Consider the following 24078-nt stretch of genomic DNA (forward strand, 5'->3'; position numbering starts at 1 on the left):
TAGTATCCAGGAACTCCGGCGCACCGATGGGTTCGCTAACCGTTCCCCCTATTGCGAGGAAGTGATTGCATGAAGATTGTTCGCCCGACCCTCTTGCTGGCCGCCTGCCTCGGCGCGGCTGCTACCATCCCGGCGCAGGCCGCCGCGACGCAGAAAGTAGCAGCGCCCAAGGCCGCGCTGAAAGTGGACTTCCAGAAGTTCACGCTGCCCAATGGCCTGGAGGTGATCTTCCACATCGACCGCTCAGATCCTGTCGTGGCCGTGAACCTGACGGCGCATGTGGGATCGAGCAGGGAGAAGGCGGGGCGCACGGGCTTTGCCCACCTGTTCGAACATCTGCTGTTCCTGGAGTCCGAAAACCTCGGCAAGGGCGGCCTCGACAAGATGAGCGCGCGCATCGGCGGCTCGGGCGCCAACGGGTCGACGTCGCAGGATCGCACCAATTACCTGCAGACGGTGCCGAAGGACGCGCTGGAGAAAATGATCTGGGCCGAAGCCGATAAACTGGGCTGGTTCATCAACACCGTCACCGAGCCCGTTCTCGCCAAAGAGAAGCAGGTCGTCAAGAACGAGAAGCGCCAGGGCGTGGACAACGCGCCCTACGGCCACACCCGCTACGTCATCAACAAGGCCCTGTATCCGGCGGACCACCCGTACAACTGGCAGGTCATCGGTTCGCTCGAGGACTTGCAGAATGCGCAGCTGGACGACGTCAAGGAATTCTTCCGCCTGTGGTATGTGCCGAACAACGTGACCCTGGTGCTGGCCGGCGATTTCGATCCGGTCCAGGCGCGCAAGTGGGTTGAGAAGTATTTTTCCGAGATCAAGCGCGGCGCGCCGGTCGCGTCGATGGCCAAGCGTCCCGGCGTCGTCAAGCAAACCGTCAAATTGGCGCATGAGGACAATTTCGCCAAGCTGCCCGAGCTGAACATGGCGTGGCCGACCGTCGAGGACCTGCATCCGGATTCGTATGCGCTCGAAGTGCTGGCCGAATACCTGTCCCAGACCAAGCGCGCGCCCTTCTAAAAGGTGCTGGTCGAAGACAGCAAGCTGGCGCCGAGCGTCCAGATCGGCAACCAGACCTCGGAACTCGCGGGCCAGTTCATGCTGCGCATCCGCGCCTTCGAGGGCAAACCACTGGACGAGGTGGCCGGCGCGGTCGACAAGGCCTTCGCCAAGTTCGAAGCGGAAGGCATACCCGAGAAAGACCTGAACCGGATCAAGGCCGGCCTCGAGACGCGCTTCTACGACTCGGTCTCGAGCGTGCTCGGCAAATCGGCGCTGCTCGCGGAATACAACTACCTGTCCGGCAATCCGGGCTATGTGCAGGAGAGCGTGCGCAAGACGCTGGCCGTCACCAGCGCCGACGTACGGCGCGTCTACAACACCTATATCAAGGGCAAGCCTTACGTCGCGACCAGCTTCGTCCCGAAAGGCAAGCTGGCGCTGGCGCTCAGCGGCTCAAACAAGGCGGAAGTGGTCGAGGAACGCGTGGTGCAGGGCGCCGAGACCGCGGTCGATCCGAGCGCGAATGCGGACTACGTGAAGACCCCATCGACCTTCGATCGCAGCAAGGAGCCTGCGTACGGAAAAGCGCTGGAGGTGAAGGTGCCGCAGGTGTGGAACGCAACGCTCGCCAACGGCATGCGCGTGGTCGGCATCGAGAACAAGGAAGTGCCGCTGGTGCAGTTCGAGATTGCGATCGACGGCGGCCTGCTGCTGGACCAACTCGACAAGGTGGGCGTGGCCAACCTGATGGCGCGCATGATGACGCAGGGTACCGCGAACAAAACCCCGCAGGAACTGGAAGAGGCGATCCTGCAGCTGGGCGCGACGATCAACGTGGCCGCGCGCACCGAGGATGTGCGCATCAGCGTGACCACCCTGGCACGCAACTACCGTGCGACCCTGGACCTGGTGCAGGAGATCCTGCTGCAGCCGCGCTGGGACGAGAAGGAATTTGCCCTGATCAAGCAGAGCGTGCTGAGCCAGATCCGCCAGCAGGAGGCCGATCCGAACGCCCTGGCCAGCATCAATTTCAACAAGCTGGTCTACGCCAAGGACGATCTGCGTTCGCGCAACATCCTGGGCACCTCCGAGACCGTGAACGCAATCACGATCGACGACCTGAAGCAGTACTACAAGACCAACCTGACGCCGTCGAACGCACGCATGCAGGTGGTCGGCGCCTTGCCGAAAGCGGCCATCGCCGGTTCCCTGGCGGGCCTGGCGCGCGACTGGAAGGCGAAGGAAGTGGCGCTGCCGGCGGCGTCCAGCGCGGCGGAGCGGGCGCCGGCGCGCGTCTACTTTGTCGACGTGCCGGATGCGAAGCAATCGGTGCTGCAAGTGGGCTATCGCGCGCTGGCGGTCACCGACGCTGATTACTACCCGGCCGTCGTGATGAACTACATCCTTGGCGGCGGCGGTTTCGCGTCGCGCCTGACCCAGCAACTGCGGGAAGGGAAGGGCTATACCTACGGGATCAATTCGAATTTCTCGGGCAGCAAGAGCGCCGGGCCTTTCGTCATCGCCAGCGGCGTGCGCAGCAACGTGACGCTCGAGTCGACCCAGCTGGTGAAGCAGATCCTGGCCGATTACGCGCCGACCTATTCGGCGGCGGACCTGGAAACGACCCGTAACTTCCTCGTCAAGAGCAATGCGCGCGCCTTCGAGACTTCGGCGGCCAAACTGGGCATGCTCGATAACATCAGCAAGTACGGCTGGCGCGCCGACTATGTCAAGGAGCGCGAGCAGATCGTCAAGACCATGACGCTGCCGCAGATCCAGGCCTTGTCGCAGAAATACCTCGATCCGTCGAAGATGGTGTGGCTGGTGGTGGGCGACGCCAAAACCCAGCTGCCGCGCATGAAGGAGCTGGGTTTCGACGAGCCGGTATTGATCGGCAAGTAAGCCGGGCCGTGGCGGCCCGGCATGCGGCTTATTTGCCGCTTGCCTTGCGGCGGGCGGCGCCGGCGGCCAGCAGGCCCATGCCGATCAGTGCCAGCGATGCCGGTTCCGGGACGTCATTCGTCTCGGCGCTGGCGACATAGCGCAGTTCGTTGACCAGCAGGGTGCGCGCGTCGGCGTTCGGGGAGTGGAAGTTGTCGGTGGTCTGGCCACCGAAAGCAACGAAACCCTTACCGTACTGCATGGCGCCAAATACGATGCCATTGCTGCCATCGTTGATCAGGTCACTGATGGCGCCACTCACGGTGGCGTGGCCGAACGCGTTGCCCGAGTACCCGGTGGCGATGCCGCCCTGGGTCAGCCCTGCGGCGATGCCCGCTTCGGTCACCGACACGTAGTTGCTGAAGCCTGGATAGGTCAGGCGCACGCCAAAGCCGAAGTCAAACGAACCGCCCTGGTTGGGCGCCGCATTCAGGAACAGGCGGCCGCCATTGCTGACGTAGCTGGTGACGATATCGTTATTGGCTGCGAGGAAGCTGCTGAAGGCGTCCGCGTTCGAGTCGCTGCCGTCGAGGAAAACGAAGTCGGCATCTGCGAATATCGCGGTCGAAAAGCCCATGGTTTTCGACCACTGGCCTGCACCGAAAGCGGCGTTCATGGCGGCATCGTTGGTCGTCTGATCCCATGGGTTACGGTCGCCGGTGCCGTAGGCGATGGTGCCTGCATTGGCGGCGGCGCTGGTGAGCAGGACGATGGCGGAGGCGATTAGTGCTTTGATTTTCATGACATTCCCTAAATAGTTGTTTTATGATCAGAACGATTACGTATCAGCAATAAACGTGCCCGTAGGAAAACTTTATGAAAAATCAAAGGGTTGCGTAAATACGGTCAGCAAGGCTCAGGCCGAATGTAAAGTTTCTCGACACGGCAAAGGCCTGGTTGCGGCCTTTGCCGTCAGCCCTCATCAAGCTGTCCTATCTCGCCAATGCAGGTTTGAGAAGCGCCGCGCCCGGCGAGCGGAACAGCGCCAGCGGCACCGCATTGCCCATCGCCTGGTAGCCCAGATCGTTCGGATGCAAATGGTCGCCGCTGTCATAGGCCGGCAGGAAGCGCGCCGGATGGGCCGGGTCGCGCGTGGCGAGGTCGAAGTCGATCACGCCGTCGAATTCGTCCGTGCTGCGGATCCAGCTGTTCACCGCCTGGCGCACCACTTCCTTCTCCGGCGAGTAATAGCCGGCCCCCTCGAACGGCGTCAGGGTCGCACCGAACACGGCGATGCCCTTGGCATGGGCGCGCGCGATCACCTGGCGGTAGCCGGCGATCAGCTCGCTTGCTGCAATCGGGTTCGTGTTCGGGCTGTTGCCGATGTCGTTAATCCCGATCATCAGGGTCATGTAGCGCACGCCGGCGGTGGCCAGCACGTCGCGGTCGAAACGCTCGAGGATGCTGCGCCCGGCCAGCGGGTTCGGCGAATCGCTCACCAGGCGGTTGCCGCTGATGCCGCGATTGACGACGCCGAGGCGGGCGTTGATGCCGAGGATGGGGTCGCGCACCGTTTGCAGGCGCCGCGCCAGCCAGTCGGGCCAGCGGTTGTTGGTGTCGACCGTGCTGCGCGTGCCGTCGGTGATCGAGTCGCCCAGGGCCACGATCGCCGGACCGGCGCTGTCGACGTCCACTTCGGTCAGGAAGGGCCAGGCGGTGAGGGTGCGCTGGACCGGCAGCGTGGCGGCGGCCGTGAGGTCGCCCGCCAGCGACACATAATTCGTTTGCAGGCCGGTGTTGTGGATCGTGGTGGCCTGCACCGTGCCGGGCAGGTAAAGGCTGATCGCGAGGTCGCTCAGGGCCGGCACGTTCAGTTCGACCGGGTCGGACAGCACCGGGGCGCCTGGCGGGATCGTGATCGAGGTGCTGCCGCTGAAGGTGAGGACCTGGTTGGTGCCGGGCGCGACGTCCGAGCCGGCGGCGCGGATGCCGATGCGGGCGGCGCCGATGCGTAGCGGCGTGGCGCCGAATTCGTTGGACACGCGGATGCGCACGCGGTTGCCGCCGATGCTGGTGTGGACGATCAGGCGCAAGGTCTGGTCGGTGAAGGTCTGCAGGTTGGCCGCCAGCGGCGGGCCGGCCGGGGCGGTGCCCCAGGTGCCGGTCCAGCGCTCGGTGGTCCAGTCCTGGGCGCCGGCCGGCTGGCCGGGCAGGGCGAGGGCGAACGCGAGCGCGGCGGCGCCCAGCAGCAGGCCGCGGCGCGGCCGGTTGGCAGGCAGGGGGCGCGCGAAGGCGGCAAGGGTGCGGCGGGCGAAGCCGGACAGGGTAGCAGGCGACAAAGGCATGATCGTGCTCCTTCGGTGATTGGTCGGGGCGGCTCGACTGCTGAGCCGGCGTCCTCCAATCTATGCGGCGGGAATAGGGCGGACAAGGTGGCTACGGACGAGATCGTTGTGCGAGCTCTAAAGTTCCGCAGTTAGCTGATGCATTGAAGAATTTGTTTGCGTTTGAGCACAGCAATAGGGAATACATTCGCTTTCGAGCAACAATTCAGCAGGCAACGCGGCATCGGGCGCTGACGTACAATTGTTGTTTTCTCAAGCGGAGGCCTACCCATGCGCGCAATCGAAATCACCCAGCCGGGCAAACCCGAGGTGCTCAAGCCGTGCGAACGGCCGATGCCTGAACTCAAAGCCGGCGAAGTGCTGATCCGGGTGCACGCGGCGGGCATCAACCGGCCCGACGTGCTGCAGCGCCTGGGCCACTATCCGGTGCCGCCGGGCGCCTCCGACCTGCCGGGCCTGGAAGTGGCGGGCGAGATCGTCGACGGCGACCTGGAGGGCAGCGGTTTCAAGAAAGGCGACATGGTCTGCGCGCTGGTGCAGGGCGGCGGTTATGCCGAATACTGCGCCGCGCCCGTCGCGCAGTGCCTGCCGGTGCCGGCCGGCCTCTCGATGGTGGAAGCGGCCTCGCTGCCGGAAACCTTCTTCACCGTCTGGACCAATGTGTTCGATCGCGCGCAATTGTCCGAAGGCGAGACCCTGCTGGTGCAGGGCGGCACCTCGGGCATTGGCGTCACCGCGATCCAGCTGGCCACGGCCATGGGACACCGCGTGTTCGCCACCGCCGGCAGCGAAGACAAATGCCGCGCCTGCGAAGAGCTGGGCGCCGAGCGCGGTATCAATTACCGGGACGAGGATTTTGTCGCGGTGGTGAAGGAACTCACCGGCGGGCGCGGTGTCGACGTGGTGCTGGACATGGTGGCCGGCGACTACGTGGCGCGCGAGATCGATTGCCTGGCCGACGATGGGCGCATCGCGCTGATCGCCTTGCTCGGCGGCGCCAAGGCAAATGTGGATCTGGCGCAGGTGCTGCGCCGGCGCTTGACGATCAGCGGCTCGACGCTGCGCCCGCGTCCGGTGGCCTTCAAGGGCGCGATCGCACGCAATCTGCGCGAGAAGGTGTGGCCGCTGCTGGAAGCGGGCAAGGTCAAGCCGGTGATTTATAAAACCTTCCCGCTGGACGAGGCGGCGGCGGCGCATGCGCTGATGGAAAGCAGCACGCATGTGGGAAAAATTGTGTTGAAGGTAGTGTAAACCTGCGCGGCTTTGCTGGAGCTGGTTGGACGCGTGGGCGGGAGACCCGCCCACCCTACGGGTCAGATCAGACGGGTTATCGAGATCGAACGATAACGGGTGCATAGGACGTAGGGTGGGCGGGTCTCCCGCCCACGCGTTCAGCAGGCGTCGAATCCGGCCCGCACCATGATTCTTCGGCCCAATTCCATTGACGTCTTTTCAACACGCCCGCTCAGCCATTGTTTGACCGACCCCTGAACGGCAGCTAGAATAGCGGGTTATTTGACTGTGGGGTAATATGCGTCCCAAACTCGTTGTAGGTAACTGGAAGATGAATGGCAGCCGCGCGAATAACGCGACGCTGCTCTCTGGCATTGTCGACGGACTCGGCAATGGCAAGGCGAACGCCGCCGTGTGCGTGCCGGCGCCTTACCTGCAGCAATGCGCCGATGCGCTGGCCGGAACGGCCCTGGCCTGGGGCGCGCAGGATGTTTCCAGCCACGCCAGCGGCGCCTACACGGGCGAAGTCTCGGCCGCGATGCTGGCCGAATTCGGCTGCCGCTACGTGATCGTCGGCCACTCGGAGCGCCGCGCCTACCATGGCGAGACGGACAGCCAGGTGGCGCAGAAGGCGCTGGCGGCCTTGAACGCCGGCCTGACCCCGATCGTGTGCGTGGGCGAAACGCTCGAGCAGCGCGAAGCGGGACAAACAAATGTTGTAGTCGGCAAACAAATGTCTGCCGTGCTGGAACTGCTTGACGAAGCGTTTGTTGCGCGTATCGTGGTCGCCTACGAACCCGTCTGGGCGATCGGTACCGGCAAGACGGCAACGCCAGCGATGGCGCAGGAAGTGCATGCACAATTGCGCAGCCAGCTGCGCGAGCGCAGCGCGCAAGCGGCCGAGAAGGTCGCGATCCTGTACGGCGGCAGCATGAAGCCGGACAACGCGGTCGAACTGATGCAGCAAGCCGACATCGACGGCGGCCTGATCGGCGGTGCGGCGCTCAAGGCGGCGGACTTCCTGGCGATTATCAACGCCGCGTAATTGAAGATTCAGAATTCAGCATTTGCAACGTAGTTAAACTTGGAATGGAATTGTAATGAGCGTGATGTTCAATCTTGTTGTTGTCGTGCAGGTCATCTCCGCGCTGGCAATCATTGCCCTAGTGCTGCTGCAGCACGGTAAGGGTGCCGACATGGGCGCCGCCTTCGGTTCCGGCGCCTCGGGCAGCCTGTTCGGCGCCAGCGGTTCGTCGAACTTCCTGTCGAAGTCGACCGCCTTCGCGGCCGCCATCTTCTTCGCCTCGACCCTGGCGCTGGCCTACATGGGCAGCAACCGTACGCCCGGCAAGGCCCCAAGCGGCGGCGTGATGGAACGCATGGCGGCACCTGCGAGTGGCGTGCCTGCCACCACCACCACCCCTGCCGACGCACCTGCGCCGACCGCGGGCGTGCCGACCGCGCCGGCAGCCGACGTACCGGCTGCCCCTGCGGCGACCGTGCCTGTTGCACCAGCGGCACCAGTGGCTCCGGCCCCGGCTCCGCAGAAGTAACAGGAGAGGAGGGCGGCGATTCGACGCGCATACGTGCGTTGAACGCATGGGCGGCAAAGCCGCCCATCCTAGGTCCCTCCGCTCAGCAGTACCTCGCAGCATCCTGCAGCGTCTCCACCAGGGCGTTTGTCAGGCTCACAAGCCTCTTGTGCCGTGCTTTCCTCGGCTCGGCGCAAGAAAGTTTGAGAAATTCCCTGTTTTTCCTTGCGATGCATCAATTTGAGCATTGAAAAAAGGTGCTAAAGCAGGGTAGAATACTGGTCTCCAGCCGACGTGGTGAAATTGGTAGACACGCTATCTTGAGGGGGTAGTGGCGCAAGCTGTGCGAGTTCGAGTCTCGCCGTCGGCACCAAGATATAAAGAAAAAGCCAGCAAGGGCAAACGAGCGATTGCTCTCATGCCCAAGCTGGCTTTTTTACGAGGATCAGTCGTACGGTCCTGGTGGTAGGTACGAAGCCAGGATTGCGCGATACGGCGCTGCAGGCATGCAGTGGTTTCATTAACGCGATCGTTCAATATAGGCTCCATCGTGAACCTCGAAAATTACTTCCCCGTTCTTCTCTTTATCCTGATTGGCGTCGGTGTCGGCGTAGCACCCCAGGTGCTCGGGTATCTGCTCGGACCGCAACGTCCCGATGCAGCAAAACTCTCCCCTTACGAATGCGGCTTCGAAGCTTTTGAAGACGCGCGCATGAAATTCGACGTCCGGTACTATCTGGTCGCGATTCTCTTTATTTTGTTTGATCTGGAAACGGCATTCTTCTTCCCATGGGGCGTCTCCATGCGTGAACTGGGCTGGGCCGGCTTCGTCACGATGATGGTGTTTATCGCCGAGTTCGTCGTTGGGTTCTGGTACATCTGGAAGAAAGGTGCCCTTGATTGGGAATAAGCCATGGCTATTCATGAAGGCGTCTTAAACGAAGGTTTCATTACCACCACAGCCGATAAGCTGATCAACTGGGCACGCACCGGGTCGATGTTCCCGATGACGTTCGGCCTTGCCTGTTGCGCGGTCGAGATGATGCATGTGGGCGCAGCCCGCTATGACCTCGACCGCTTCGGCATTGTGTTCCGTCCATCGCCACGCCAGTCCGACGTGATGATCGTCGCCGGCACGCTGTGCAACAAGATGGCGCCGGCACTGCGCAAGGTCTATGACCAGATGGCAGAGCCGCGCTGGGTCATCTCGATGGGCTCCTGCGCCAACGGCGGCGGCTACTACCACTACTCGTACTCGGTGGTGCGCGGCTGCGACCGTATCGTGCCGGTCGACGTGTACGTGCCGGGCTGCCCGCCGACGGCGGAAGCCCTGCTGTACGGCATCATGCAGCTGCAGAACAAGATCAAGCGCACCAACACCATCGCGCGTTAATACTGCCGGAAACACCATGACGACAAAACTCGAAGTCCTCCAACTCGCCCTGGAAAAAGCCCTGGGCGAGGGCGCTGTCATTTCGGCCGCGCTCGGCGAAGTGACCGTGGTGGTCAAGTCCGCCGATTACATCCAGGCGATGCAGACCCTGCGCGACGATCCTGCGCTCGCATTCGAAGAAATGATCGACCTGTGCGGCGTCGACTACTCGCAGTACGGCGAAGGCACCTGGGATGGCGCGCGTTACGCGGTCGTCGTCCACCTGCTGTCGCTGGCGAACAACTGGCGCGTGCGCGTGCGCACCTTCGCACCCGACGACGAGATGCCGATCGTGGAATCGATTACCCCGATCTGGCGCGCCGCCAACTGGTACGAGCGCGAAGCGTTCGACCTGTACGGCATCCTGTTCGACGGTCACGGCGACCTGCGCCGCATCCTGACCGACTACGGCTTCATCGGCCACCCGTTCCGCAAGGACTTCCCGATTTCGGGCTATGTCGAAATGCGCTACGACCCCGAGCAGAAGCGCGTGATCTACCAACCCGTGACGATCGAGCCGCGTGAAAACATTCCGCGCGTGATCCGCGAAGAAACCTACGGGATGAAATAATGGCTGAGCTTAAGAATTACACCCTGAACTTTGGTCCGCAGCACCCGGCAGCGCACGGCGTGCTGCGTTTGGTCCTTGAACTGGACGGTGAAGTGATCCAGCGCGCCGACCCGCATATCGGCCTGCTGCACCGCGGCACCGAGAAGCTGTGCGAAACGCGCACCTATCTGCAGTCGGTGCCTTACATGGACCGCCTCGACTACGTGTCGATGATGTGCAACGAGCACGGTTACGTGCTGGCCGTGGAAAAGCTGCTCGGCGTCGAAGCGCCGATCCGCGCGCAGTACATCCGCGTCATGTTCGACGAGATCACCCGTTTACTGAACCACCTGATGTGGCTGGGCGCGCACGCGCTCGACATCGGTGCGATGGGTCCTTTCCTGTATGCCTTCCGCGACCGCGAAGACCTGTTCGACGTCTATGAAGCCGTGTCGGGCGCGCGCATGCACGCAGCCTACTACCGCCCGGGCGGGGTCTACCGCGACCTGCCTGACCGCATGCCGCAGCACAAGGAATCGATCATCCGCTCGAAAAAAGCGATCGACGCCCTGAACGAAGACCGCCAGGGTTCGGTGCTGGACTTCATCGAGGCGTTTACCAAGCGTTTCGACGGCTATGTCGACGAATACGAAACCCTGCTGACCGATAACCGTATCTGGAAGCAGCGTACGGTCGGCATCGGCGTGGTGTCGCCAGAAGACGCAAAAGCCATGGGCTTCACCGGCGCCATGCTGCGCGGTTCGGGCGTGGCCTGGGATCTGCGCAAGACGCAGCCGTATGCCGTGTACGACAAGCTCGACTTCGACATCCCGGTCGGCAAGACTGGCGACTCCTACGACCGCTACCTGGTCCGCATGGAAGAAATGCGCCAGTCGAACCGCATCATCAAGCAGTGCATCACCTGGCTGCGCGTGAACCAGGGTCCGGTGATGATCGATAACCACAAGATCGTCCCGCCTGCGCGCGAAGAGATGAAGTCGAACATGGAATCGCTGATTCACCACTTCAAGCTGTTCACCGAAGGCTTCCACGTCCCGCCGGGCGAGGCGTATGCCGCGGTCGAACACCCGAAGGGCGAGTTCGGCATTTATATCGTTTCCGACGGCGCCAACAAGCCGTACCGCCTGAAAATCCGCACGCCCGACTATGCACACCTGCAGAGCCTGGACGAGATGGCACGTGGACACATGATCGCCGACGCCGTCACGATCATCGGTACGCAAGACATCGTTTTCGGCAGTATTGATCGATAAGTTCAAAGGCAGAAAGATTATGTTGTTATCCGAGCAGTGCTACAAAAAAATCGACCGCGAGTTGGCCAAGTATCCGGCCGACCAGCGTCAGTCGGCCGTGATGGCCGCGCTGGCCCACGCCCAGGTCGAACTGGGCTGGCTGTCGCCCGACACCATGCAGGACATCGCCGACTACATCGGCATGCCGGCGATCGCCGTGCAGGAAGTCGCGACCTTCTACAACATGTACAACACCCGCCCGGTCGGCACGCACAAGATCACCGTGTGCACCAACCTGCCGTGCGCGCTGTCGGGCGGCGAGCGCGCTGCGCACCATCTCAAGCAAAAGCTGGGCGTAGAATTCCGCGGCACCACCGAGGACGGCCAGTTCACCGTCATGGAAGGCGAGTGCATGGGCGCCTGCGGCGACGCGCCGGTCATGCTGGTGAATAACCACCGCATGTGCTCGTTCATGAGCAACGAGAAGATCGACGCCCTGGTGAGCGAATTGAAGGAAGCCAAGCAATGACCAGCCTGCACGACCGTCACATCAATCCGCTGATCCTGAAGGACTTGGACGGCGAAAACTGGCACCTCGAAGACTACGTGAAGCGCGGCGGCTATTCCGCACTGCGCCGTATTCTCGAAGGCGGCGTCACCCAGGAACAGGTCATTGCCGATCTGAAGGCCTCGGGCCTGCGCGGCCGCGGCGGCGCCGGTTTTCCGACCGGCCTGAAGTGGAGCTTCATGCCGCGCCAGTTCCCTGGCCAGAAATACCTCGTCTGCAACACCGACGAAGGCGAGCCGGGTACGTTCAAAGACCGCGACATCATTCGCTACAACCCGCATGCGCTGATCGAAGGCATGGCCATCGGCGCGTATGCGATGGGCATCACCGTGGGCTACAACTACATCCACGGCGAGATCTTCCAGGAATACCTGCGCTTTGAAGAAGCGCTGGAAGAGGCGCGTGCCGCCGGCTTCCTGGGCGATGGCATCATGGGTTCGACGTTCAACTTCCAGTTGCACGCGGCCCACGGCTACGGCGCCTATATCTGCGGCGAAGAAACCGCATTGCTGGAATCGCTCGAGGGTAAAAAGGGACAGCCGCGCTTCAAGCCGCCGTTCCCGGCCTCGTTCGGCCTGTACGGCAAGCCAACCACGATCAACAACACTGAGACCTTCGCAGCTGTCCCGTTCATCATGAACGTCGGCCCAGAGAACTACATGGGCATGGGCAAGCCAAACAACGGCGGCACCAAGATCTTCTCGATCTCGGGCGACGTCGAGCGTCCAGGCAACTACGAGATCCCGCTGGGCACGCCGTTCGCCAAGCTGCTCGAGCTGGCCGGCGGTATGCGCGGCGGCAAGAAGATCAAGGCCGTGATTCCTGGCGGCTCGTCGGCGCCGGTGATCCCGGGCGACATCATGATGCAGACCGACATGGACTACGACTCGATCGCGAAAGCGGGCTCGATGCTCGGTTCCGGCGCCGTCATCGTCATGGACGAGACGCGCTGCATGGTCAAGTCGCTGCTGCGCCTGTCCTACTTCTATTACGAAGAATCCTGCGGCCAGTGCACGCCTTGCCGTGAAGGCACCGGCTGGCTGTACCGCATGGTGCACCGTATCGAAAACGGCCAGGGCCGCCCGGAAGATATCGAACTGCTGAACAACGTGGCGTTCAATATCAAGGGCCGCACCATCTGCGCACTCGGCGAAGCCGCCGCGATGCCGGTGGAAGCCATGATCAAACATTTCCGTGATGAATTCATTCATCACATCGAGCACAAGCAGTGTGTTGTGCCCGCATACCTTTAAGCCAGGTCAGGTAACGATCAAATGGTTGAAATTGAATTAGACGGCAAAAAAGTCGAAGTCGCACCAGGTTCCATGGTGATGGACGCCGCAAACAAACTCGGAACTTACATTCCGCACTTCTGCTATCACAAGAAATTGTCGATCGCCGCGAACTGCCGCATGTGCCTGGTCGAAGTGGAGAAGGCGCCGAAGCCGATGCCTGCCTGCGCTACGCCAGTCTCGCCCGGCATGATCGTGCGCACCCACAGCGACAAGGCTGTGCAGGCGCAGAAGTCGGTGATGGAATTCCTCTTGATTAACCACCCGCTGGATTGCCCGATCTGCGACCAGGGCGGCGAATGCCAGCTGCAGGATCTGGCCGTCGGTTACGGCAAGAGCAATTCGCGCTACAACGAAGAAAAGCGTGTGGTCGCGCCGAAAGAAGCCGGCCCGCTGATCTCGATGGAAGAGATGAGCCGCTGCATCCAGTGCACCCGTTGCGTGCGTTTCGGCCAGGAAGTGGCCGGCGTCATGGAATTCGGCATGCTGGGCCGCGGCGAACACTCGGAAATCACGACTTTCGTCGGCAAGACGGTCGATTCGGAAGTCTCGGGCAACATGATCGACCTGTGCCCGGTTGGCGCCTTGACGAGCAAGCCTTTCCGCTACTCGGCACGTCCGTGGGAACTGTCGCGCCGCAAGTCGGTGTCGCCGCACGATTCGCTGGGCACCAACCTGATCGTCCAGGTCAAGGGCGGCAAGGTCATGCGCGTGCTGCCGCTGGAAAACGAAGCGATCAACGAATGCTGGCTCTCGGACAAGGACCGCTTCTCGTACGAAGCGCTGGACAATGCCGACCGCCTGATCAATCCAATGATCAAGCAGGGCGGTCAGTGGCAGGAAACCGACTGGCAGACGGCGCTGGAATACGTGGCCCATGGCCTGCGTAACATCCGCCACGAGCACGGCGCGGACAGCATTGCTGCCGTCGGCACCGCGCACTCGACGGTCGAAGAGCTGTTCCTGCTGAACAAGGCCATGCGTGGCTTCGGCGTGAACAGCATCGACTTCCGCCTCCGTCAGGGCGACTTTGCGCTCGATGGCGCCGTCACCCCATGGCTGGGCATGCCGATCGCCGAACTGTCGAACCTGAAGCGTGCCTTCGTCATCGGCTCCTTCCTGCGCAAGGATCATCCGCTGGTCGCAACGCGCCTGCGTACGGCAGTCAAGGGCGGCGCCAAGCTGTCGATCCTGCACGGCACGGACGAAGACAACCTGATTCCGACCGCGAATAAATTTATCGCTGCCCCAACCGACTGGCTCGCCGCCTTGTCGGAAATCGTTTCCGCAGTTGCCGGCGCCAAGAACGTCGCGGCACCAAGCGGCTTCGAGAACGTGCAGGCCGGCGACGTCGCCAAAGGCATCGCCGCATCGCTCATCGCCATCGACGGCGACCTGCCGGGCGCGGTGCTGCTGGGTAACTCGGTTGCGCACCATCCGCAAGCCTCGCAAATCCACGCTGCTGCGCAGTGGATCGCCGACGCGACCGGCGCCAAGTTCGGCTATTTCGTCGAAGCGGCGAACACGGTCGGCGGCCACATCGTCGGCGCGACCACGAACACCGATTTGTTCAGCGTACCGAAGAAGGCTTATGTCTTGCTTAACGCCGAGCCGGAACTGGACGCTGCGAATCCGCAGCAAGCCATGGCCGCACTGCAGGGCGCCGAAATGGTCGTCGCCATGTCGCCGTTCAAGCATGGCTTCGACTACGCCGACGTGCTGCTGCCGATCGCGCCGTTCACCGAAACGGCCGGTACCTTCGTTAACTGCGAAGGCCGTGCACAGAGCTTCAACGGCACCGTGAAACCGCTGGGCGAAACCCGTCCGGCCTGGAAAGTGCTGCGCGTGCTGGGCAACCTGCTCGGTTTGACCGGTTTCGACTACGACACCGCCGAATCGATCCGCGACGAAGCGCTGGGCAAGGGCGTGACCGATCTCTCCAGCAAGCTGAACAACATCAGCAAGCTGGCGCCGCAAGCAGCAAGCCGCTCGGAAGAGTCCGGCTCCCTGCAGCGTATCGCCGACGTGCCGATCTATTTCGCCGACGCGATCGCGCGCCGTTCGGAGCCACTGCTGCGTACGGCCGAAGGCCAGCAGCCGGCCGCGCGCCTGTCGAAGGCACTGGCCGAGCAGCTGGGCGTCAAGTCCGGCGACCTGGTCCGCGTCACGCAAGGCAATGGCAGCGCGATCCTGGCAGCCGAGGTCGACGTCCGCCTGCCGGCGAACGTTGTCCGCGTCGCCGCATCGCATCCGGCAACCGCAACTCTCGGCGCGATGTTTGGTGCCATCACCGTTGAAAAAGCAGGGGAGGGCAAGTAATGGCAACGCCCGGTTTTATCGATAATTTTTACGAGCTTGGCGCCACCAGCCCGATCGCTCCGGTCTGGCCGGTGATCTGGACCGTGATCAAGATCCTGTGCGTGCTGCTGCCGCTGATGGGCCTGGTCGCCTACGCTACCCTGTGGGAGCGCAAGCTGATCGGCTGGATCCAGATCCGCGTGGGTCCAAACCGCGTCGGTCCGATGGGCCTGCTGCAGCCGATCGCGGACGCGATCAAGCTGCTGCTCAAGGAAATCGTGATCCCGGCGAAAGCCACCACCAAGCTCTTCGTGCTCGGCCCGATCATGACGATCATGCCGGCGCTGGCCGCCTGGTCGGTCGTGCCTTTCGGTCCAGGCGCGGCGCTGGCCAACGTCAACGCCGGTTTGCTGCTGCTGCTGGCGATTACCTCGATCGAAGTCTACGGCATCATCATCGCCGGCTGGTCCTCGAACTCGAAGTACTCGTTCATGGGCGCCATGCGCGCCTCGGCCCAGATGATTTCCTACGAAATCCCGATGGGCTTCGTGATGGTCGTGGTGCTGATGGTGTCGGGCAGCCTGAACTTCTCGGACATCGTCGCCGGCCAGAACATCGGCATGGCAGCCTCGAATGGCCTGAACCTGTTCTCGTGGAACTGGCTGCCGCTGCTGCCGCTGTTCGTCATCTATTTCGTCTCCGGCCTGGCTGAATGCAACCGCCACCCGTTCGACGTGGTGGAAGGCGAGTCGGAGATCGTCGCCGGCCACATGGTCGAGTACTCGGGCATGTCCTATGCGATGTTCATGCTGGCCGAATACGCCAACATGATCCTGATCGCCACCCTGGCATCGATCATGTTCCTGGGCGGCTGGCACGCACCGTTCGCCTTCCTCGAATTCGGCGGCGCATTCGGCGGCTTCTTCTGGCTGTTCGCGAAGATGTTCCTGCTGGTCTCGCTGATGATCTGGGTCCGCGGCACCTTCCCGCGTTACCGCTATGACCAGATCATGCGCCTGGGCTGGAAAGTCTTCATTCCGATCACGCTGGTGTGGCTGGTGCTGGTCGCCGCCGTCATGCAGACGTCCTGGAATATCTGGAAGTAAGAAAGCATATTCACATGAACCGAATTAAAGAAATCCTCGGCAGCCTGATGCTGACCGAACTGTTCAAGGGTCTGGCCCTGACGGGCCGCTACGCCCTGTCGCGCAAGATCACCGTGCAGTATCCGGAAGAGAAGACGCCGATGTCGAACCGCTTCCGCGGCCTGCACGCGCTGCGCCGCTACCCGAACGGGGAAGAGCGCTGCATCGCCTGCAAACTGTGCGAAGCGGTGTGTCCGGCGATGGCCATCACGATCGAGTCGGCGCAGCGCGAGGACGGCACCCGCCGCACCACGCGTTACGACATCGACCTGACCAAGTGCATCTTCTGCGGCTTCTGCGAAGAGTCCTGCCCGGTCGACTCGATCGTCGAGACCCACGTGCTGGAATACCACGGCGAAAAGCGCGGCGATCTCTATTACACCAAAGAGATGCTGCTGGCCGTGGGCGACCGTTACGAAGCCGACATCGCTGCCGCCCGCTCGGCTGACGCGAAGTATCGTTAATAGAAAAGGTCCCGTCAGTCATGCAATTCACAACTGGTTTGTTCTACGTCTTCGCGGCCATCATGGTGCTGTCCGCGCTGCGCGTCATCACTGCGAAGAACCCGGTGCACGCCGCGCTCTTCCTCGTGCTCGCGTTCTTCAACGCGGCCGGCATCTGGCTGCTGCTGAAGGCCGAGTTCCTCGCCATCGTGCTGGTGCTGGTGTATGTCGGCGCCGTCATGGTGCTGTTCCTGTTCGTCGTGATGATGCTCGACATCAACGTCGACCGCATGCGCGAAGGCTTCTGGGGCTATCTCCCGATGGCCTCGATCATTGGTGCCGTGATCGTCATCGAAATGGGCCTGGTGCTGTGGAATGGCTATGGCAACTTCGTCCAGTCGCCCGAAGCTGCTGCGCTGAACATCGGCGGCACCAAGGAACTGGGCCTGCTGATCTACACCCAATATATTTACGGCTTCGAAATTGCCGCCGTGATCTTGCTGGTGGCAATCATCGCCGCCGTTGCCCTGACCCTGCGCAAGCGCAAGGACAGCAAGGCCATCGACCCTGGCGCCGCCGTGCGCGTCCAGCGTAACGACCGCCTGCGCATCGTCAAGATGGAATCGGTGAACCAGCGCGCCATCGACGAGGCCAACGTGGCCGCCGCGGCAGCTGCTACCGCAGCCGCGCAGAACAAGGAGCAGAACTCGTGACTTTATCGCTCGCACACTACCTGGTCCTGGGCGCGATCCTGTTCGCGATCTCGATCGTCGGCATTTTCCTGAACCGGAAGAACATCATCATTTTGCTGATGGCCATCGAATTGATGTTGCTCGCAGTGAACCTGAACTTCATCGCCTTCTCGCATTACCTCGGTGACGCGGCAGGGCAGATCTTCGTGTTCTTCATCCTGACCGTGGCCGCCGCCGAATCGGCGATTGGCCTGGCCATCCTGGTGGTCCTGTTCCGCAATCTGGACACGATCAACGTGGAAGACCTCGACAGCCTCAAAGGCTGACCCGGTCCCGGCTCGATAAACAATAACGATTAAGGTTCAACATGGCGGGGCAACTCTCTTCCTCACTCTTACTTGCGGTGCCGCTGGCGCCGCTGGCAGGATCGGCAATCGCCGGCCTGCTGGGTACCAAGTTCCTGGGTAACGTGGTCGGCCGCAAGGTCTCCCACACGGCAACCATCCTCGGTGTCCTGATCGCCCTGATTATCTCGGTGCAAACCCTGATGGCGGTGCTCGATGGCGCCTCCTTCAACCAGGACATCTACACCTGGATGCAGGTCGGTACCATCAAACTGGCGGTCGGCTTCCAGATCGACGCGCTGTCGGCAATGATGATGTGCGTCGTCACGTCCGTCTCGCTGATGGTCCACATCTACACGATCGGCTACATGGCCGAGGACGAAGGCTACAACCGCTTCTTCTCGTACATCTCGCTGTTCACGTTCGCGATGCTGATGCTGGTCATGTCGAACAACTTCCTGCAGCTGTTCTTCGGCTGGGAAGCGGTGGGCCTGGTGTCGTATCTCCTGATCGGCTTCTGGTACACCCGTCCGACCGCGATCTTCGCCAACATGAAGGCCTTCCTGGTCAACCGCGTCGGCGACTTCGGCTTCATCCTCGGTATCGGCCTGCTGCTGGCCGCCTCGGGCACGATGCACTACGGCGAAACCTTCGCGCAGGCCGACAAACTGGCCGGCATGACCGTGGCCGGCATCGGCTGGCCTCTGCTGACCGCCGCCTGTATCTGCCTCTTCATCGGCGCGATGGGCAAGTCGGCGCAGTTCCCGTTGCACGTCTGGCTGCCTGACTCGATGGAAGGCCCGACCCCGATCTCGGCACTGATCCACGCCGCAACGATGGTCACCGCCGGCATCTTCATGGTGGCGCGCATGTCGCCGCTGTTCGAGCTGTCGGATGGCGCGCTGTCCTTCGTCATCGTCATCGGTTCGATCACGGCGCTGTTCATGGGCTTCCTGGGCATCATCCAGAACGACATCAAGCGCGTCGTCGCTTACTCGACGCTGTCGCAGCTGGGCTACATGACGGTTGCACTGGGCGCGTCGGCCTATTCGGTCGCCGTGTTCCACCTGATGACCCACGCGTTCTTCAAGGCACTGCTGTTCCTGGGCGCCGGTTCCGTCATCATCGGCATGCACCACGACCAGGACATGCGCAACATGGGCGGCCTGCGCAAGTACATGCCGATCACCTGGATCACCTCGCTGCTCGGCTCGCTGGCCCTGATCGGTACGCCTTTGTTCTCGGGCTTCTACTCGAAGGACTCGATCATCGAAGCGGTGCACGCATCGAACATCCCGGGCGCCGGTTTCGCGAACTTCGCGGTGCTGGCCGGCGTGTTCGTCACCGCCTTCTACTCGTTCCGCATGTACTTCATGGTCTTCCATGGCGAGTCGCGCTGGAACCATCCTGTGAAGCACAGCGAAGGGCATGATTCGGACGCGCACCATGAGGAAGACGCGCACGACGACCATGGTCACGACGACCATGCTCACCATGGCCTGCAGCCTGGCGACAAGCCGCACGAGTCGCCATGGGTCGTGACCCTGCCGCTGATCCTGCTGGCGATCCCGTCGGTCATCATCGGCTACCTGACCATCGGCCCGATGCTGCACGGCGACTTCTTCAAGGACGTGATCTTCGTCGGTGAAAACCACACGGCGATGGAAACCCTGCGCGAAGAATTCCATGGCGCGTTCGCGATGGCGACCCACGGCCTGATGACGGCGCCGTTCTGGCTGGCATTGTCCGGTGTGGCACTGGCTTACTACTGCTACATGGTCAACCCCCGCGTTCCCGCCTGGTTCTATGCCAAGTTCAAGTTCCTGCACACGCTGCTGGACAACAAGTACTACATGGACAAGTTCAACCAGGCCGTGTTCGCCGGCGGCGCACGAGGCCTGGGCAACGGCTTGTGGAAGGCGGGCGACCGCGCGCTGATCGACGGCGTGCTGGTCAATGGCTCGGCCAAGATGATCGGCTGGTTCTCGACCATCACCCGCACCTTCCAGACCGGTTACATCTATCACTACGCGTTCGTGATGATCGTGGGCGTCATGGCGACCCTGCTGTACTTCTTCCCGTTCTGGCGCTAATCACAGGCAAAGAAAAAGACAAATGATGCAGTCTACGATCTCTACATTTCCTCCTTACCTGAGCCTGGCTATCTGGCTCCCGATCCTGTTCGGCGTGCTCGTGCTCGCCGTGGGACGCGACAAGAACCCAGGTTTCAGCCGCTGGCTGTCGCTGGCCGGCGCAGTCGTCAGCTTCCTCGTGACGATTCCGCTGATTACGAACTTCGACAATGCCGCCCACGGCATGCAGTTCTATGAAGTCACGCCGTGGATCGGCGCGTTCAACATCTTCTACCGTCTCGGTGTCGATGGCCTGTCGCTGTGGTTCATTCCGCTGACGGCCTTCATCAACATCATCGTGATCGTGGCGGCCTGGGAAGTGATCGAGGAACGCGTGTCGCAATACATGGGTTCCTTCATGCTGCTGTCGGGCCTGATGATCGGCGTGTTCGCGTCCCTGGACGGCTTGCTGTTCTACTTCTTCTTCGAAGCGACCCTGATCCCGATGTTCATCATCATCGGCGTCTTCGGTGGCCCGAACCGCGTGTACGCGGCATTCAAGTTCTTCCTGTACACGTTCTTCGGCTCGCTGCTGACCCTGATCGCGATCATCTACCTGTACAACGTCTCGGGCACCTTCGACATCCAGCAGTGGCACGTGCAGCCGCTGGGCATGAAAGAGCAGATCCTGATCTTCATCGCCTTCTTCATGGCCTTCGCCGTCAAGGTGCCGATGTGGCCGGTGCACACCTGGCTGCCGGACGCCCACGTCGAAGCGCCAACGGGCGGCTCCGTCGTGCTGGCCGCGATCATGCTGAAGCTCGGCGCCTACGGCTTCCTGCGTTTCTCGTTGCCGATCACCCCGGACGCCTCGCACTACCTGGCCCCGGTCGTCATCGTGCTGTCCTTGATCGCCGTGATCTACATCGGCCTCGTCGCCCTGGTCCAGAAGGACATGAAGAAACTGGTTGCCTACTCGTCGATCGCGCACATGGGTTTTGTCACCCTGGGCTTCTTCATCTTCAACGACATGGGCGTGCAGGGCGGCATCATGCAATCGATCTCGCACGGCTTCGTGTCGGGCGCGATGTTCCTGTGCATCGGCGTGCTGTACGACCGCATGCACTCGCGTGAAATCGCCGACTACGGCGGCGTCGTCAACACGATGCCGAAGTTCGCCGCCTTTGCCGTGCTGTTCTCGATGGCCAATGCCGGCCTGCCTGCCACCTCGGGCTTCATCGGCGAATTCATGGTCATCCTGGGCGCCGTGCAGTTCAACTTCTGGACGGGCCTGCTGGCTGCGACCGCGCTGATCCTGGGCGCTGCTTACTCGCTGTGGATGGTCAAGCGCGTTGTGTTTGGTCCAATCGGCAACAAGCACGTCGCCGAACTGGTCGACCTGAACAAGCGCGAATTCGCGATCCTGGCCGTGCTGGCAATCGCCACGCTGTACATGGGCCTGTATCCAGCGCCGATCGCCGAGACGCTCCAGACCTCGGTGGCCGACCTGCTGCAGCACGTGTCCGTGAGCAAGCTCCCGCAGCTGCCTCAATAAATCGAAATAGACGCCATGAACAACACTTTGCTAGCGGCAGTCGACACCAACCTGGTGCCGGTCTACGCCGAAATCTTCCTGCTGATCGCGGCTTCCGCGATCCTGCTGATCGACATGTACCTCAAGGGGTCGCGTCGTGACATCACGTATTACCTGTCGCTGCTGACCCTGGTCGGCTGCGCGGTGTTCAGCTGGGCCGACTACAACGCCGGCACCACGGTCTACACCTTCAGCGGCATGTATGTGTCGGACCCGATGGCGAACCTGCTCAAGCTGTTCACCTACCTCGCGGTTGGTGTGACGCTCGTGTATTCGCGCCAGTACGCCACGGACCGCGGCATGCTCTCGGGTAACCTGGGCGGCGAGTTCTACGTGCTCGCGCTGTTCTCGATGCTGGGCCAGATGATCATGATCTCCGGTAACAGCATGCTGTCGATCTACCTGGGCCTGGAACTGATGTCGCTCGCGCTGTACGCCCTGGTGGCACTGCGCCGCGACCACGCGACCTCGACCGAAGCGTCGATGAAATACTTCATCCTCGGTTCGCTTGCCTCGGGCTTCATGCTCTACGGTATCTCGATGATCTACGGCGCCACCGGTTCGCTGAACCTGCCTGAGATTGCCGCCGCTGCAGCGAATGGCGCGAACCGTACGATGCTGGTCTTCGGCCTGGTGTTCCTGGTGGCCGGCATGGCCTTCAAGCTGGGCGCGGTTCCGTTCCACATGTGGGTGCCGGACGTCTACCAGGGTTCGCCGACCGCGGTGACCCTGCTGCTGGGCGGTGCGCCGAAGCTGGCTTCGTTCGCGATGGTCATCCGCATCCTGGTCGAAGGCCTGGGCGAACTGGCCTACGACTGGCAGCAGATGCTGCTGGTGCTGGCCGTGCTGTCGCTGGCCATCGGCAACCTGACCGCGATCGCCCAGACCAACATCAAGCGCATGCTGGCCTATTCGACGATCGCCCAGATGGGCTTCGTGCTGCTCGGCATGCTGGCCGGCGTGGTCGGCGACGACCGCATCAACATGCCTGCCGCCTACAGCGCCGCGATGTACTACTCGATCACCTATGTGCTCACGACCCTGGGCAGCTTCGGCCTGATCATGATGCTGGCGCGTTCGGGCTTCGAAGCCGAGCAGATCGCCGACTTCAAGGGCCTCGGCCGCCGCTCGCCATGGTTCGCGGTCGTCATGACGATCCTGATGTTCTCGCTGGCCGGCGTGCCGCCGATGATGGGCTTCATGGCCAAGTGGGCAGTGCTGCAGGCGATCGCCAACACCGGCGCCGTCTGGCTGGCCGTGGTCGCGGTGATGTTCTCGCTGATCGGCGCCTTCTACTACCTGCGCGTCGTCAAGACGATCTGGTTCGACGAAGCGGCCGACACCAGCCCGATCGCCACCCCGACCGACATGCGCGTTGCGCTGTCGCTGAACGGCGTGATGGTTGTGGTGCTGGGCCTGATCCCGGGCACGCTGCTGGCAGTCTGCCTGCAGGCGATGCAGCTGACGCTCAAGTCGTAATCTCAGTCGTGGATATCTCGTTCGCCACCTGGATCGTTGTGCTTGCCGCCCTGGCGGCGGCCAACCTTCCGTTTGCGAACGAGCGCGTGTTCGGATTCATTTCCTTGAAGTCCACGCAAACCGGCCAGGCGCGCTCGAAACCCTTCCTTGCGCGCCTGCTCGAGCTCCTTGTTCTATACTTCCTCGTCGGCGCCGTCGCCTATCTGCTGGAATCCCGCATCGGCAACGTGTTTGCCCAGGGCTGGGAATTCTATGCGGTCACCGGCTGTCTCTTCATCGTGCTGGCGTTTCCAGGGTTTGTCTTGAGATACCTGAAGCGCCGCTGATTTTTCCGATCAACGCTGCACTCAGGAGTCCAATGGATTCGCATCTCAAAGAGGTTCGCCTCGACGGCGAACTTGCCTACGACGGCAAATTCCTCAAGGTCTCTCGCGACCGCATTCAACTGCCTGACGGCAAAATCTCCCAGCGCGAGTACATCCGCCATCCGGGTGCGGTGGTGATCCTGCCGCTGCTCGACGATGGCCGCGTGCTGCTCGAGCGCCAGTTCCGCTATCCGAACGACCGCGTCTTCGTCGAATTCCCTGCCGGAAAAATCGACCCGGGCGAGGAGCACCTGGCCTGCGCCAAGCGCGAATTGGAAGAAGAAACCGGCTACACCGCCAGCGACTGGCGCTACGTCTGCACCATCCACAACGCCATCGCCTATTCGGACGAGCACCTGGAATTATTCCTGGCGCGCGGCTTGACGGCCGGCGAGGCCAAGCTCGACGACGGCGAATTCCTGGAACTCTTCACCGCCACCGTGCCCGAGCTGCTCGAGATGGTCAAGGCGGGGCAGGTGACCGACGTGAAAACCATCATCGGCGCGTTCTGGCTCGAGAAAATCGTGAGCGGCACCTGGACGCCGGCTTGAT

At 62.2% G+C, this 24078-nt stretch carries 23 protein-coding genes and 1 tRNA gene; 22 read left to right on the forward strand and 2 right to left on the reverse strand.

Features of this window, described 5'->3' with window-relative positions:
• Positions 1-69: 69 nt before the first annotated feature.
• Together NMB41_RS08490 and NMB41_RS08495 are read left to right on the forward strand one after the other, a co-directional pair.
• Positions 70-1026, forward strand: coding sequence for a M16 family metallopeptidase (locus tag NMB41_RS08490; protein ID WP_494382028.1), 957 nt, complete (start codon positions 70-72; stop codon positions 1024-1026).
• 3 nt (positions 1027-1029) lie between these two features.
• Positions 1030-2910 (forward strand): M16 family metallopeptidase, encoded by a 1881-nt coding sequence (locus NMB41_RS08495; RefSeq protein WP_494382029.1) that lies wholly within the window; start codon positions 1030-1032, stop codon positions 2908-2910.
• A 28-nt stretch (positions 2911-2938) separates the two neighbouring features.
• Here the strand turns inward: NMB41_RS08495 and NMB41_RS08500 are convergent, their stop codons facing one another.
• Positions 2939-3691 (reverse strand): PEP-CTERM sorting domain-containing protein, encoded by a 753-nt coding sequence (locus tag NMB41_RS08500; protein WP_494382030.1) that lies wholly within the window; start codon positions 3689-3691, stop codon positions 2939-2941.
• Between the two features lie 190 nt (positions 3692-3881).
• On the reverse strand, positions 3882-5234 hold the full coding sequence (locus NMB41_RS08505) for an SGNH/GDSL hydrolase family protein (protein WP_494382031.1): 1353 nt from the start codon (positions 5232-5234) through the stop codon (positions 3882-3884).
• A 270-nt stretch (positions 5235-5504) separates the two neighbouring features.
• On the opposite strand from NMB41_RS08505, the gene NMB41_RS08510 reads away from it, so the two are divergent.
• The 20 genes from NMB41_RS08510 (at position 5505) to NMB41_RS08605 (ending at position 24077) form a co-directional block, all read left to right on the forward strand.
• Positions 5505-6485 (forward strand): NAD(P)H-quinone oxidoreductase, encoded by a 981-nt coding sequence (locus NMB41_RS08510; RefSeq protein ID WP_494382032.1) that lies wholly within the window; start codon positions 5505-5507, stop codon positions 6483-6485.
• Positions 6486-6765: 280 nt separating this feature from the next.
• Positions 6766-7512, forward strand: a complete 747-nt coding sequence (gene tpiA / locus NMB41_RS08515) for a triose-phosphate isomerase (protein WP_494382033.1) — start codon at positions 6766-6768, stop codon at positions 7510-7512.
• A 55-nt stretch (positions 7513-7567) separates the two neighbouring features.
• Positions 7568-8020: a preprotein translocase subunit SecG gene (gene secG / locus NMB41_RS08520; RefSeq protein ID WP_494382034.1), complete on the forward strand. Its 453-nt coding sequence runs from the start codon at positions 7568-7570 to the stop codon at positions 8018-8020.
• 267 nt (positions 8021-8287) lie between these two features.
• Positions 8288-8372 (forward strand) — tRNA-Leu (locus NMB41_RS08525).
• Between the two features lie 177 nt (positions 8373-8549).
• Positions 8550-8909, forward strand: a complete 360-nt coding sequence (locus tag NMB41_RS08530) for an NADH-quinone oxidoreductase subunit A (protein ID WP_379725033.1) — start codon at positions 8550-8552, stop codon at positions 8907-8909.
• Between the two features lie 3 nt (positions 8910-8912).
• On the forward strand, positions 8913-9392 hold the full coding sequence (locus NMB41_RS08535) for a NuoB/complex I 20 kDa subunit family protein (protein ID WP_056333529.1): 480 nt from the start codon (positions 8913-8915) through the stop codon (positions 9390-9392).
• Positions 9393-9408: 16 nt separating this feature from the next.
• A complete protein-coding gene (locus NMB41_RS08540) occupies positions 9409-10002 on the forward strand; it encodes an NADH-quinone oxidoreductase subunit C (protein WP_494382035.1) in 594 nt (197 codons plus the stop codon).
• Complete coding sequence (locus NMB41_RS08545; protein ID WP_494382036.1) at positions 10002-11255, forward strand: NADH-quinone oxidoreductase subunit D; 1254 nt, start codon at positions 10002-10004, stop codon at positions 11253-11255. The genes NMB41_RS08540 and NMB41_RS08545 overlap by 1 nt, the downstream gene beginning before the upstream one ends.
• A gap of 19 nt (positions 11256-11274) precedes the next feature.
• Complete coding sequence (nuoE, locus tag NMB41_RS08550; RefSeq protein ID WP_494382037.1) at positions 11275-11763, forward strand: NADH-quinone oxidoreductase subunit NuoE; 489 nt, start codon at positions 11275-11277, stop codon at positions 11761-11763.
• Positions 11760-13055 carry an NADH-quinone oxidoreductase subunit NuoF gene (gene nuoF / locus NMB41_RS08555; protein ID WP_494382038.1) on the forward strand — a complete coding sequence of 432 codons (1296 nt, stop codon included), beginning with the start codon at positions 11760-11762 and terminating at the stop codon, positions 13053-13055. The genes nuoE and nuoF overlap by 4 nt, the downstream gene beginning before the upstream one ends.
• Positions 13056-13076: 21 nt before the next feature.
• Complete coding sequence (nuoG, locus tag NMB41_RS08560) at positions 13077-15413, forward strand: NADH-quinone oxidoreductase subunit NuoG (RefSeq protein WP_494382039.1); 2337 nt, start codon at positions 13077-13079, stop codon at positions 15411-15413.
• Entirely contained in the window at positions 15413-16498 is a 1086-nt protein-coding gene (gene nuoH, locus NMB41_RS08565) for an NADH-quinone oxidoreductase subunit NuoH (RefSeq protein WP_494382040.1), read from the forward strand. Before nuoG ends, nuoH begins: the two co-directional genes overlap by 1 nt.
• Positions 16499-16512: 14 nt before the next feature.
• The gene (nuoI, locus tag NMB41_RS08570; protein WP_494382041.1) at positions 16513-17001 is read left to right on the forward strand and encodes an NADH-quinone oxidoreductase subunit NuoI; all 489 of its coding nucleotides are present in this window, start codon (positions 16513-16515) and stop codon (positions 16999-17001) included.
• 20 nt (positions 17002-17021) lie between these two features.
• Positions 17022-17693, forward strand: coding sequence for an NADH-quinone oxidoreductase subunit J (locus tag NMB41_RS08575; RefSeq protein ID WP_494382042.1), 672 nt, complete (start codon positions 17022-17024; stop codon positions 17691-17693).
• On the forward strand, positions 17690-17998 hold the full coding sequence (gene nuoK, locus NMB41_RS08580; protein WP_056333562.1) for an NADH-quinone oxidoreductase subunit NuoK: 309 nt from the start codon (positions 17690-17692) through the stop codon (positions 17996-17998). The genes NMB41_RS08575 and nuoK overlap by 4 nt, the downstream gene beginning before the upstream one ends.
• 41 nt (positions 17999-18039) lie before the next feature.
• The gene (nuoL, locus tag NMB41_RS08585; protein WP_494382043.1) at positions 18040-20109 is read left to right on the forward strand and encodes an NADH-quinone oxidoreductase subunit L; all 2070 of its coding nucleotides are present in this window, start codon (positions 18040-18042) and stop codon (positions 20107-20109) included.
• Positions 20110-20131: 22 nt separating this feature from the next.
• A complete protein-coding gene (locus NMB41_RS08590; RefSeq protein WP_494382044.1) occupies positions 20132-21643 on the forward strand; it encodes an NADH-quinone oxidoreductase subunit M in 1512 nt (503 codons plus the stop codon).
• 15 nt (positions 21644-21658) lie between these two features.
• Complete coding sequence (nuoN, locus tag NMB41_RS08595) at positions 21659-23161, forward strand: NADH-quinone oxidoreductase subunit NuoN (RefSeq protein WP_494382045.1); 1503 nt, start codon at positions 21659-21661, stop codon at positions 23159-23161.
• Between the two features lie 8 nt (positions 23162-23169).
• Positions 23170-23487 carry a DUF2818 family protein gene (locus tag NMB41_RS08600; RefSeq protein ID WP_494382046.1) on the forward strand — a complete coding sequence of 106 codons (318 nt, stop codon included), beginning with the start codon at positions 23170-23172 and terminating at the stop codon, positions 23485-23487.
• A gap of 32 nt (positions 23488-23519) precedes the next feature.
• Complete coding sequence (locus NMB41_RS08605) at positions 23520-24077, forward strand: NUDIX domain-containing protein (RefSeq protein ID WP_494382047.1); 558 nt, start codon at positions 23520-23522, stop codon at positions 24075-24077.
• Position 24078: the final 1 nt, after the last annotated feature.

The sequence above is a fragment of the Massilia sp. FBCC-B171 genome, from assembly GCF_059134155.1.